The 13,239-nt window shown below is 57.4% G+C and carries 9 protein-coding genes and 1 CRISPR repeat array; of the genes, 1 reads left to right on the forward strand and 8 read right to left on the reverse strand.

All coding sequences use genetic code 11. The features are described 5' to 3' along the window. Window positions 1-70: 70 nt before the first annotated feature. The 7 genes from ACODSR_RS19555 to ACODSR_RS19585 all read right to left on the reverse strand — a co-directional run bounded on the left by ACODSR_RS19555 (window position 71) and on the right by ACODSR_RS19585 (window position 6,873). Complete coding sequence (locus ACODSR_RS19555) at window positions 71-802, reverse strand: class I SAM-dependent methyltransferase (protein WP_489078252.1); 732 nt, start codon at window positions 800-802, stop codon at window positions 71-73. A 337-nt stretch (window positions 803-1,139) separates the two neighbouring features. Then, entirely contained in the window at window positions 1,140-1,751 is a 612-nt protein-coding gene (locus ACODSR_RS19560; protein ID WP_489078253.1) for a CatB-related O-acetyltransferase, read from the reverse strand. Window positions 1,752-1,840: 89 nt separating this feature from the next. Beyond that, the gene (locus ACODSR_RS19565) at window positions 1,841-3,061 is read right to left on the reverse strand and encodes a glycosyltransferase (RefSeq protein WP_489078254.1); all 1,221 of its coding nucleotides are present in this window, start codon (window positions 3,059-3,061) and stop codon (window positions 1,841-1,843) included. Between the two features lie 50 nt (window positions 3,062-3,111). Further along, on the reverse strand, window positions 3,112-3,780 hold the full coding sequence (locus ACODSR_RS19570) for an ABC transporter ATP-binding protein (RefSeq protein ID WP_489078255.1): 669 nt from the start codon (window positions 3,778-3,780) through the stop codon (window positions 3,112-3,114). Beyond that, complete coding sequence (locus ACODSR_RS19575) at window positions 3,777-4,571, reverse strand: ABC transporter permease (RefSeq protein WP_489078256.1); 795 nt, start codon at window positions 4,569-4,571, stop codon at window positions 3,777-3,779. The genes ACODSR_RS19570 and ACODSR_RS19575 overlap by 4 nt, the downstream gene beginning before the upstream one ends. Before the next feature lie 7 nt (window positions 4,572-4,578). Next, window positions 4,579-5,688: a KpsE/RkpR family capsule polysaccharide export protein gene (locus ACODSR_RS19580; protein ID WP_489078257.1), complete on the reverse strand. Its 1,110-nt coding sequence runs from the start codon at window positions 5,686-5,688 to the stop codon at window positions 4,579-4,581. A 372-nt stretch (window positions 5,689-6,060) separates the two neighbouring features. Beyond that, window positions 6,061-6,873, reverse strand: a complete 813-nt coding sequence (locus ACODSR_RS19585) for an IS5 family transposase (protein WP_489078258.1) — start codon at window positions 6,871-6,873, stop codon at window positions 6,061-6,063. Between the two features lie 398 nt (window positions 6,874-7,271). Between ACODSR_RS19585 and ACODSR_RS19590 the strand changes: the two genes are divergently transcribed. Next, entirely contained in the window at window positions 7,272-8,513 is a 1,242-nt protein-coding gene (locus ACODSR_RS19590) for a Fic family protein (protein WP_489078259.1), read from the forward strand. An 89-nt stretch (window positions 8,514-8,602) separates the two neighbouring features. Here the strand turns inward: ACODSR_RS19590 and ACODSR_RS19595 are convergent, their stop codons facing one another. Then, entirely contained in the window at window positions 8,603-10,039 is a 1,437-nt protein-coding gene (locus ACODSR_RS19595; RefSeq protein ID WP_489078260.1) for a DUF6880 family protein, read from the reverse strand. 247 nt (window positions 10,040-10,286) lie between these two features. Next, a CRISPR array of direct repeats spans window positions 10,287-13,220; the repeat unit is 36 nt; unit sequence GTTGCCGCTGGACCGTGATCTCTGAACGGCTATGAT. The last annotated feature ends 19 nt before the right edge of the window (window positions 13,221-13,239 follow it).

The following is a 13,239-nucleotide window of genomic DNA, read 5'->3' on the forward strand; positions in this document are numbered from 1 at the left end:
CCGGTCTTAAAAATGGCTCTCCTGTGACAATTGGGGGGGGGGCACGAAAGCCTTTGCATCGCCGATCAGGTCAGCGCCGTGACAATATTGTGACGGCTTCGCTGCCATCATGGTCCTGAAAGGATACAAGCAATTCTTCAAAGCCTTTCCGGTTGAAAAGGCGCATCACATCCTCCAGCGGATATTCGTTCATCTGCATCATCGGCGTATCGATGCTCCGACCTTTTAGTAGATTGACCAAATGCTGCCCGCCGGGCAGCGAATGGCGTATCCGATAACCAATCTCGCGCTTCCAGCCATAGTTGCGCCTGATCGTGAACTGGATCAGGCACCCGCCGCCGGAACGAACCCGGTCAAGCAACTGTGAGAGCAGATGCATCCCACGTGCCACCGGAATATGTTGTAGCACGATGCAGGTGTTGACGAAATCAAATGTGCCATCCAGCCGCGACAGCCTATCGTCCGACAGCGCATAGCTGATGTTCAGCCCTTCGCTGTTACGGGCGGCCTCCTCCAACATCCCGGGGGAAATATCGACACCGACCACCGATGTGAAATGGTCTGTCAGTGGCACCGTCAGCCGCCCGACCCCGCATCCGAAATCCAGCGCACAATCGCGCTTCAGCGATCCGAAACGATGCTCCAGTTTGGTGAGCCAATGCCACACAAACGCATTGCCGTGTTCAAAAAAGTCCGTACGGGACTGATCGATATTTTCACTGCGGAAACGCGGATCAGTCAAGACACCATAATAGGGATCGCGTTCTCCCCATAGGCGCCAATTACAATCGCTGTCAGTCATGGCGCGCCTATAGACATTATTATTTCCACAAACAGTAGAATTTTGACGCTTTATATATCGCATCGCCCGTTCTGGTTCCGCCATGTCGATCAAGTGATCGAACGACCAGTCGCATGATCAAGTAACCTGTTCTCCAATGGTTCCAGACGACACGGCTCGTCTATGCATGCAGAAAGGGTAAATCCGGCCACATGTTCGCCTTAAGTGTCCAACCGCCTCTCATACGATCGCTCAGTTGGCCTGGTCGTTTGTGTCCAACAGGTGGAGTGGGGTTGGCGGGATGATTCTTCCTTTCGTCGGTTGGCCTTGTCTCGGGTGCCAGGCGCGGTTTGCGGCACTATGTCTTCTTCTTCCGCGGCTTGGTGCTACGGGTCTTGGCGATTTTATGGGCCTGCGCAAGACGGCTCAGGGCGTCGATATCGGCCGAAAATAAGATGTCAGCGGCTTTCCGTAACAAGTCCATGGGCCAGTCCCACCATTGCAGTCGTTCAAGTTCCGCGATGACATCTGGTTCGAACCGATAGCGGATGATTTCCGCGCGATTTCCGGCAACGATCGCATAGGCTGGCACATCCTTGCTGACTACTGCGCGCGCGCCGATAGCAGCCCCGTTGCCAACCTTAACGCCGGTCAGGATGATGGCACCGTCGCCGATCCAGACATCATTGCCAATGCTGGTAACATGGTCACGATCCAGACATTGCTGCGACCAATCCTCGAAATCGCCCAGATCAAGATAGAGGCGCAGATGATGCTGGGTCAGATGATGGGTGGGATGGTTGCCGCCCGCAAAAATCGTCACATTCTGACCAAAACAGCAGAATTTGCCGATTTCGATCCGATTACCCGCATGGTGGGGACGCAGCGTCGGCGGCGATGATGCCCAACTGCCGGTGCCGATCGTTACGCGCGGATCATCACTTGCAAGGTCAACGAGCCACGATGGCATATATTCTCCCGCGATATCGGACTAACAGGATAGTTGGCTAGCCTTCGAGCACTTCTGCGACGAGCGGCATGGATCCATGCTAGTCGATGTCATCGCACAGGACACCCGATTGCTGTCAGGAATTGCTGTGCCGTCTGCCACCATTGTGTCGGTGGCGTAATTGCCGACTTGCGTTGCGCATTTTCATGAAAGGCAGCAATTGCGTCCGCCAGCGCGGGTGTCGATACATGGTCTGGAAAATAGGCAATATTATCACTGCCATGATGACGACGGAACACAGGAATGTCGCGCGCTAGCACGGGGGCACCATAGGCCAATGCTTCGTCCAGCGGCAATCCGTATCCTTCCGCAAGGGAGGGGACGATCGCCATATGGCAAAGAGCATAGGCCGCATGCAGGCTATCGTCGTCGATATCGTCGAACCAGAATAGCAATGTGCCATATTGCGCATGGCCACGAATATGATTTTGAAGCCTTTTGGTATTCCATCCCGCCTTTCCGATCAGGATCAGGGGAATATCGCTCCCCTGCGCCCACAACCGCTCAAAGGCTGCCAAAACATCAATATGCCCCTTGCGCGGTTCTAGCGTGCCGACAATGATAGCGGCGCGGGCAATAGCGTCAGGGCATGCTGCAAAGCGGCAGGCGGTCCCGGTGGCCTCTGGGGCGACGATCACGGAGCCGAGGGATATGGTGGCAACGTCGGGTACCTGGCGCAATCCATATCGGTTACGCAATAGATCGCCCAGCAATCCGGTGACTATCGGCGACACGCACACGAACCCGTCCGCCACTTGGGCACATACACGAAGCCAGCGACGATACTTCAGGCACGATGCCGGGGTGAACCAATGGGGATGACTGAGCGGCAGAATGTCGTGCAGCAAAAACCACAACCGCCCACCGGACCTGCGAAAATTCGCCAGTTCCCGGCGGTAGCGATAGATAGAATCCGTTGCGAAATCCAGGCCAAGGAACATGGCGTCCTCCCCCCCCCTAATAGGTTTTCCGTCTACGGTACGATATCCATCCCGTCGCCGCTTGACGACGAGCGGCAGGATTTCGACGCCCGGACCGCATATGTCAGGCAGACTGGCATAGACGGACCGTACGACGCGCTGAATGCCGGTCCCGGCATCGCTGTTGGTGATAACGGATATATCGACATACAGCCTGCGGATCTGTGCGGGGGGCGGGCAGTCGACATTACGGCGCCTTGAAAGCAGGCGACGTTCTACAAATGGCGGATAGACCAAGCGATCCCATCTATCGCGGGCTTTCCATTTCCATTCGATACGGCGGCCCTTCATCCGGGCTTTCCAGCCCTGAGCCGGATCTGCCGTCTGGGGCGTGACCTTGGTCAATTTGTCGTCCGAAGCGCCGAAACCCGATGATAATGTTCGAACGCGCTGTCCAGGTTCTCGAAATAGGTCAATTCGCCCTGCGCCAGCACAGCGGCGCTATCGCAATGCTGATGCACATAGGTCGTATCGTGCGACACGATGATCTTTGCCCTATCCGCGCGCTTTTCGAACAATTCGATCATGCACTTTTCATGGAACCGGGTGTCGCCAACGGCAATGACTTCGTCAATCAAATAGCATTCGAAATCAATGACCATCGAAATGGCGAAGGCCAGGCGCGCGCGCATGCCCGACGAATAGGACCTAACCGGCTCCCGCAGATACCTACCTAGTTCAGAAAAATCTTGCACGAAATCCAGCGTATCCTTCGGATCGACACCATAGACCCTGCAAATGAAACGCAGATTATCATATCCCGTCAGGCCTCCCTGGAACGCCCCGCCAAAGGCAAGTGGCCAAGATACCGACATGGTGCGCGTCACCTTGCCACTAGTAGGTTGCTCCGCACCGCTGATCAGTCGGATTATGGTCGATTTGCCAGCGCCATTGCGCCCCAATATCCCGATCTGCTGTCCAGAACGAACGGTCAAGTTGACATGGTCTAGGACACGGACTTTGCCGCCATGGATGGGATATTCTTTAACGACGTCGTCAATGACAATCATTCGGGTATCACCGTGTCCGCGAGAATACGAATTTGCGCCAAGCCAAAAATGGTCAATATCGCATTGATCATTGCCATATACTGTAGATCATAAATAGCCGTGATCTTGGATCCGAAGAAACCCTCTCTCAGATATTCAAGTCCATGAATCATAGGTAAATATTCGAGGTAGGCCTGCGCCTGCGGGGGAACCGAACTCAAAAGGAATCCGGCGCCGGATAGCGGAAAAAGAAGGTAGGAAGCGGGGTGCCACAACTTATGTGCGATTTCAGACCTTTCCGCATAGGCACCCAGGAACAAGGCTAGCGCCATGCCGAACCACGCCAGCATCAACCATCCGCCCATAACCTTTAACACGTCTTCGGGCGGATCCATCTGGCCCAAAGCAATGAAGACTAAGCTTAGGACAATGAGCGAGATGGTCGCACCCGCACCTTCGAGGAATAGCCTGGCTATAAATAGGTCGATGACACGCACGTTGCGATGGAACAACAGGGACCGGTTTGGTTCTATTGCATCGACACATCGGCCTGGCATGTTGCGCCATAGCAGGACCGACGAATAGCCAGTTATAGCAAAAGCCACGATCGGAATGTTCGAACCATGAATGGCCTTCGTCGCCGTCCAAAGCGCTGTGACTCCAAGCGTGAAAAGCATGGGCTCGACGAACAGCCACATGAAACCGATATTATGTCGACCATAGCGCGTTAAAATTTCGCGCATCAACAGCGCCCACACAACCCGGCGTTGTATAGCCAGTGAAGTGAAGAAAGATTGGGTTTGCGCTTTCATAGGATCGTTATTCCCGATGCTCTTTCACACCGGCTATCAGCATGCCCAGGACGCCCCAGGTGATCAGACCAAGGATCAGAGTTGCCAGGATACCACGCAAACGGCGTGGCTCCACCGCTGCATCAGGCACATTAGGTTCAACTATTCGTTCGACATAGGCTTGCTTCCGTCGCGATTCATTTTTGGCATCCAGCAGGGCATTCATAGCGGCGGCAAGTTGCTTGTCGGCGAATTGGTTTTCTAGCGACAGGCGCTGAAATTCGACCGCAGTGGCTGATAGCGAAGCATTGCTTCCAGCAACTGATGATATTTGATTTTTTACTTCTCGTTCAAGGTCGGCAATGCGGACGCGCAATGGGCCGATCTGCGAATTGTCAGGAACCGTTGATTGTAGCTGGGACAATTGGTTACGGGCGGCGATCAATTCGTCTTGAAGCTTCGACACCATCTCGATTTGAACTTCAGCCTGCTTTTCCGGATCGATCACGCCCTTGCGGTTCCTGTACCGGGCCAACGCACTGGCCGCCCGAGCTGCGCCCTGCTGAGCTTCCTTAACTTCGGTAGTGGCGTAGGAGATCAGGTCGTTACGACCTCGATCGTTGATCTCATTTACCACACCCTCTGCCTGTTGAAGCAGCTCGCTGTTAAAACGATAAGCGTCGGTCGGCGTATAGGCACGCACGATCAGAGTCGTAATTGAAGAGGTCGTATCCTGTTGAACCGAAATCTTCTTCAGGAAATAACGTAGTAAATTTTCTTTAGTTCTGTCCATGCCTGATGCGTTGAATCGGTCGAAGAAAGAAATATTCTCATTGCCATAAGCTTTTTCGACCGCGTCCTTTTTGTCTAAAGCCGCGAGCGCATCACGAGAGGTGATATAGTCTTTGACTGCAAAAACCTCGGTCCCTGCGTTCGTAAATCCAGCAGTCTTCAAAATGGCGCCTAGCCCAGACGCAGCAGGTTTTTCTGGACTTCTGACTATAAATCTCGATTCAGATATGTAGACGTCGGACGCGATGAATCCAAAATAAAGGATTGCCACAATCGTCGGTACAATGACTGTAGCAACGAATAGACGATCGACTTTATTAATGTATCGCGAAATCTTTTCTTGCATGACTTCTCACATCAGGACGTGGTACTTGCGGCGATTCTATCAGCGCCCCGATAAATGCAGCAACGGAATTGCTCTATGGCTGTCTGACACATGCCGGTCCAGCTATATTCTTCTGCTACGTAGGAGCGGTTTCGATAGTCCATAGGCGGCCGCAGATGACACGCTTTGTGGCATTTCGCAACCTAGACCTGTTCGACTCGTCCGACCTTGGTGCAAATGTGCTAATCGCTGCGGCGGTCCAGCCGATCCGCTGCATCGGGAGTAATACAATCATAACCTCAAAAAGGACGACATTGAAAATATGCTCTCCGTGGTGAAGCGGCCCAGGATTTCGACCGTCGCTACCGGCTATTTTAGAGTCTGCCTTGAATCTCATGCGTAACGAACGATGCGCCTGATGAGGACGATAGCGGCGGCGGCATAGAGAAGTGCGGTTGCGGATTTTATGGTTCGCTCGAAGTCCTTGGCCAGAAGGCGATTGCGGGCGATCCATGCGAAGGTTCGTTCTACGACCCATCGGCTGGGATGGACGACGAAGCCGGTCTGATCGGCGAATTTGCGGACGATCTCTATTGTGATGGAGGTCGCGTCCCGGACGCGATCGCTATTGTAGGCGCTGTCGGCATAGGTGTGCTCGACGAAGGGATGCCGCTGGCGCGGCTGCTTGAGCAAGGGCACTGCGCCGTCTCGGTCCTGCACGTCGGCACCATGGACCAGCAGTTCAAGCGCACGACCATCGGTATCGACCATGGCATGCCGCTTGCGCCCCATGATCTTCTTGCCTGCATCATAGCCACGAGGTCCGCCCGCCTCGGTTGTCTTCACGCTCTGGCTGTCGATGACCGCCGCCGATGGCATCGGTTCTCGCCCTGTCCGGACGCGATCGATCTGAACAAGGCGATGGTTCAGGCTCTCGAAGATCCCATCATCGCGCAGGGTACAGAGCCAACGGTATACCGCGCGCCATGGCGGAAAACTGTCGGGCAGAAGCCGCCATGGGCATCCCGCCCGCAGCAAGTAGAAAATGGCTTCAATGATGGCCCGCATGGGCCAGCGCCGTCGTCGCCCGCAAGAGCATGGCGCAGGCAGATACGGCTCGATCAAATGCCATTCCGCGTCGGTAAGGTCACTTCCATAGCGAAGCTGCGCGCGGCTATGATACGCGCGGGCGGTCGGGTTCCACATGATGGCTTCCAAGGTTGGTGTCGCAACCCCTCGGAATCACATTGAAGCCCGATCGTCCACCATTACGACGCCGTTCCGACACAGCCTCTTCGACCTTTCGGGAACGGCGGCTTCGACATTTCAGGAACGCAAAGCCGATCTTTCAGGAACAGCAGGCTTGCCGCGACTCATGATGACAGAGCGATTTTTCAGGCCTCTGCTGCCGCTTAACTGTTTAACCTCTATATAAACCCTCTAAGAACCTGATTATTCGATTTCTGGAGAAGGGAGAAGGAGCCTCGCCTCCCGGTTCAATTTTCCATCTGCAGCGATCGTCCAAAAGATCGGCCAGAATCTTTCCTCCATCGCCGTAAATAGCCTATATAGCGCGCTATTCATCCCGCAGAAGATCGACCAGAATGGACATTATAGAAGCGCCCGACCGTATCGAACCCGCGCGCATCGATGCGCCGGAAGGGGAACTGCTCGATCTGGTGGCGGACCTGTCAGCTCGTGCCGAGGTACTGGGCCGCGCGCTGCATCCCCGCACCGCCGCCAACCTGGCACAGCTCGTTCGGATCATGAACACCTATTACAGCAACCTGATCGAGGGCCACAACACCCGGCCGCGCGAGATAGAGCAGGCGTTGGCGGGGGTCACTGACACTGACGATACGCGCCGCAACCTCCAGATCGAGGCTGTCGCCCATGTCCGGGTGCAGCAGGCGATCGACGCGCAGGCCGCCGCCGGGACGCTGGGTGATCCGGCGGCACCCGATTTCATCGGCTGGCTGCACCGGGCCTTCTATGAGGGGGCAGGGGAGCCAATGCTGATGATCGGGGAGGGCGCGCGCGCCTTTCGCATGGAGCCGGGGGCATGGCGCAGCGACGCCGCGCATGACGTGTCGGTCGGTCGGCATGTGCCACCATCGTCAGCGCATGTCGGTACGTTCATGGCCTATTTTCACCGGCGCTTTGCCTTTGATCCGGCCCCGGACGCGCGCTTGCTGGCGGTCGGGGAGGGGCGGGCCAAGCGCATCCTGGCCATGGCGAGCGCGCATCATCGCTTCAACTATATTCACCCCTTTCCCGACGGCAATGGCCGGGTCAGCCGGTTGATGAGCCATGCGATGGCGCATCGGGCAGGCATTGGCGCGCATGGTCTCTGGTCGATTTCGCGCGGCCTGGCGCGGGGGCTGGAGGCCGGACCACAAGGGCGGCTCGAATATCGCCGCCATATGGCGCAGGCGGACGAACCGCGACAAGGCGATCGCGACGGGCGCGGCAACCTGTCGCTGGCGGGACTGTCCCTGTTTGCCACCTGGTTCCTGCAGGTGTGCCTGGATCAGGTCGATTATATGGCGGGGCTGTTCGACATCGACACGCTGGCGGGGCGACTTGGCCGCTATGTCGCGCAGAGCGAGACGCTGGCTCCTGAGGCCGCGCGGCTGCTGCACGAGGCGCTGATCCGCGGGGAATTTGCCCGTGGCGAGGCTTCGCGTATCACCGGCCTGCCCGAAACCAGCGCCCGTCGCGTGCTGCGCGGCCTGACGGGAGAGGGGCTGCTGGCGTCGGACACGGAGAAGGGGCCAGTATCGCTGCGCTTTCCCGCGCACACATTGGAGACGCTGTTTCCCCGGCTTTATCCGGAAATGGGGTGAGGGACGAGGGGGGGCTGGAGTCTGCCTGAGCAGACTTGTTTTGGAGTGAGGGCCGGATAGGCTTGGCGCCGTCAATGTATGACAAATCGCTACAATGCCTGCCAGAATCCGCTCTTTCGCCCATGGCGCGCCTGGAGGTCGACCAAGTAGGCGGGGTGATCGGCGTGCGCGCCAAAACTCTCGATCCGACGCGCCAAGCTTTTGCAGCTTTGCAAATGCCGCGCTGCGTGGCGGTATCTTTTGTTTCGCGCCTTCTCCAGCGCGAAGTCGATCATGGCGCGCAACAGCAGTGTCGCCGCCAGCGGATGCCGCTGCTCCAGTGCGTCTGCGGCAGGGGTCAGCACCTCATAATGATTGCCGTCGATTTCACCGGCGCGGGCCAATATCATGGATGCCGCAGCCGCCACATTGGGCCACGCTACCAGAAAATGCAGCGCATGATGGAAGGACGGGAAAGCGCACACATGGGCCATGGCGCGCGCTTCGGCCTCGATATCATCGAAATCCGGCAGCCGCTTGAGATAGGCGCGCAGATAGCTCTCATCGAGTGCTGCGGCGAACAGATCCCAGCGGCTGCCTTGCGCCTCCTCGTTGCGGCCCAACGCTTCCAGCACAGCGATACGTGCTCGGTCCCAATCGGGCCAGTAACCCCCTTTTCGCCGTGTTCCGGCAGCGGCTTCGATCGCCAGCATTGCCTCCTCCTTGCGCCCCGCCGCCAGCAGCCGTTCGGCGATTTCAGCCGCGATGGCAGGATTGCGCCGGTCATCGGCGGGGTGTTGCGCGATGAAGCTGTCGACATCACCCAAAGCGTCGGCAATGTCGGTCAGCGCACTGTGAACGATGTGCTTGTGTGTCCGCGTATCCAGATCGTCCGCATATATCGGCCCGCCCGAACCATAGCCGATCACGCGCCGTTCCTTGTCGGGCGGTCCCACCGGCGGGGTTTTGGCCAGCGCTTCGAACCGCGCCTTGAGCAGCCGCAGCCCGGCGTTGCCCAGTGCGGGCGCCATCAGCGCGATCAGGCCGTCATATTGGCCATAGCCATTGTCGCATACCCCGTCGAATACGCGATCCACCAGCGTCCCGACCGGCAACCGCGCGGCCGTGGCCAAAGGCACCAGGTCGGTCAGCGCCGTGCCAAACATCGCGGCGATTATGCCATTGCTGTCATCGCACCGTTCGTAGACGGGCCGCGCCAAGGCGATCAGCCGCGCCATCAGGTCGAACGCGCGCACCGGATCGGTCGGTGCGACATGCTCGACAATCGCGCGCCTTTGCATGTCGATATCATGGGCCAGCGGCTTGACCTTGTGCCAGTCGACAAAGGCCTTCGCCTTGCCGATGCTAACCAGCCTTTTGTGGACCTGGTCCGCGACATCATCGCTGCCGCTGGCACTTGCCAGCTCCATCCGCAAGCGCCGCTTTGCCATTGTGTCGCCCTGGGCAAGATCGAGCAGCAACGCTGCAAGACGGGCTGCGCCGAGGGCTTCGAGATTGGGCAGATTGAGTGTTTTGGGTGAGGGCATGGCGGGATATTTCGGGGTCAGGGCCGAGCCGTCAAAGGGGGTGTTATTGCTGCGGGCTAAGGCATGAGGTGGGGATCGGAGTCTGCTTGAGCAGACTGTGCGAAGGACGATTAAGGCGAGGGCCGGATAGGCTTGGCGCCGTCAATGTTAAACATTGTGGTGGTTTGGTGGTTTGGTGGTTTGCGGTGCTGCCTGCCTGACGATCGGTGAACGGCTATAGATCATCGAGCTGCGCCGCCACCGTAGCCGTGCCGCTGGACCGTGATCTCTGAACGGCTATGATCACCGCCCCGAATACTTCGCGGGCACGCTCGTTGCCGCTGGACCGTGATCTCTGAACGGCTATGATACGAAGCGATGACAGCGGCCGAACCGAACGGTTGCCGCTGGACCGTGATCTCTGAACGGCTATGATGAGTTGGCCGGGATCGCGATGGCCGATCCGTTGCCGCTGGACCGTGATCTCTGAACGGCTATGATTCTGAAGATGCGGTCGGCGGTGGACAGTCAGTTGCCGCTGGACCGTGATCTCTGAACGGCTATGATTGCGCTGGAGCTGCGCACTGCGCCCTTCGCGTTGCCGCTGGACCGTGATCTCTGAACGGCTATGATGCCACGAGGGGCGCCGATACGTCGTCAATCGTTGCCGCTGGACCGTGATCTCTGAACGGCTATGATATGAGGCGTTCCGCGCCTGCCCGATATTGCGTTGCCGCTGGACCGTGATCTCTGAACGGCTATGATGACCCAACCCTTTAGGAACACCTTTAGACGGTTGCCGCTGGACCGTGATCTCTGAACGGCTATGATAACGCCAGCGCGAACAAGTGCCGAAGTTTCGTTGCCGCTGGACCGTGATCTCTGAACGGCTATGATTAGAAGCAGCCCGGCGATGACCAGCCGGACGTTGCCGCTGGACCGTGATCTCTGAACGGCTATGATCTGGCTGGAAATGGTCGAGCGCCGGACTGAGTTGCCGCTGGACCGTGATCTCTGAACGGCTATGATATGAGCACCTGTTGGCGACGGGGGCACGCGGTTGCCGCTGGACCGTGATCTCTGAACGGCTATGATGCGACGGATTCTCGAACACATAGGATTTGAGTTGCCGCTGGACCGTGATCTCTGAACGGCTATGATGCCTCCCAACTTTCCAGCATAGGGGTATGTGTTGCCGCTGGACCGTGATCTCTGAACGGCTATGATCGCGATAAAGCTTTGCGCGATGATTATGTGTTGCCGCTGGACCGTGATCTCTGAACGGCTATGATAGATAATTCCAGCCGTGTTGTTCTGGAATTGTTGCCGCTGGACCGTGATCTCTGAACGGCTATGATGCTGGACCCCAGCTGCTCGATGCTGCGCCGGTTGCCGCTGGACCGTGATCTCTGAACGGCTATGATGAAGACGGCAGTTGTATCGGATGCACCAGCGTTGCCGCTGGACCGTGATCTCTGAACGGCTATGATCACGCTTGATTACGGCCGGTGGAGGGTGCCGTTGCCGCTGGACCGTGATCTCTGAACGGCTATGATTATGCGATAACGTGAAGTTGCCGCGAAACCGTTGCCGCTGGACCGTGATCTCTGAACGGCTATGATTGCGACGTTTGCCGCAATACGCTTGTTCAGTTGCCGCTGGACCGTGATCTCTGAACGGCTATGATCCCGGTTGGTTCAATCTATGGCTGCGCGAGTTGCCGCTGGACCGTGATCTCTGAACGGCTATGATCTGGATCAGCGGATAGGGAGGATCGGGCTGGTTGCCGCTGGACCGTGATCTCTGAACGGCTATGATGCGCTGCTCTTGCTGCTCAGTTTCCTGATAGTTGCCGCTGGACCGTGATCTCTGAACGGCTATGATCCAGCACGGAGGATTACTGGTTGGACGTTAGTTGCCGCTGGACCGTGATCTCTGAACGGCTATGATCTACCAGCAGTGGGAAAGGATGACTGCGCAGTTGCCGCTGGACCGTGATCTCTGAACGGCTATGATTAGTTTACGCATCGGACGCGGGCTGCGTGAGTTGCCGCTGGACCGTGATCTCTGAACGGCTATGATATCGCGGCGGCGCTGCCCCGGCTGTCGGCGTTGCCGCTGGACCGTGATCTCTGAACGGCTATGATACTACCTTCGCTCAGGCAAGGTCCCTGCGGGTTGCCGCTGGACCGTGATCTCTGAACGGCTATGATGGTCCGGAAAACGACCTGGCAATTAAGCTGGTTGCCGCTGGACCGTGATCTCTGAACGGCTATGATCGTTTGATCCAGTCACCGCAGGCTGGTCTAGTTGCCGCTGGACCGTGATCTCTGAACGGCTATGATGCAGGGCATCCGCCTGATGCGCACGGCGGAGTTGCCGCTGGACCGTGATCTCTGAACGGCTATGATGGTTTCATTGCAGTTGCATGTGATCGCATAGTTGCCGCTGGACCGTGATCTCTGAACGGCTATGATCCATGGAAGTAGAAGCCGGAGCGGCCACCGGTTGCCGCTGGACCGTGATCTCTGAACGGCTATGATGTGGCCGGGTCCAGATCGTTTCCTCGACAGGTTGCCGCTGGACCGTGATCTCTGAACGGCTATGATAATCAGATGGATTGGGTCGCGCAAAGGCCGGTTGCCGCTGGACCGTGATCTCTGAACGGCTATGATACTGGACGCAACACATTGAGTTGTCCGTCGTTGCCGCTGGACCGTGATCTCTGAACGGCTATGATACAGGGTTTGATATAAACCCGTCTCCTTGGGTTGCCGCTGGACCGTGATCTCTGAACGGCTATGATTCGGCCTTTGCGCGACCCAATCCATCTGATGTTGCCGCTGGACCGTGATCTCTGAACGGCTATGATGTCGGGTCCATAGCATGACCAGACGTGTCAGTTGCCGCTGGACCGTGATCTCTGAACGGCTATGATGGCCAGCGCGCTGGGAACTGTCAGCCCGTCGTTGCCGCTGGACCGTGATCTCTGAACGGCTATGATGGCGCCGAAATACGGTGCCGGGGTGGTTTCGTTGCCGCTGGACCGTGATCTCTGAACGGCTATGATCAGGCACCGGTCCGATCATTACCAGCACGGGTTGCCGCTGGACCGTGATCTCTGAACGGCTATGATCGCCATTAGTGTGCTCCCTTTCCTTACACAGTTGCCGCTGGACCGTGATCTCTGAACGGCTATGATGGCGCCGAAATACGGTGCC

This window comes from Sphingobium sp. FG125 (genome assembly GCF_057809795.1).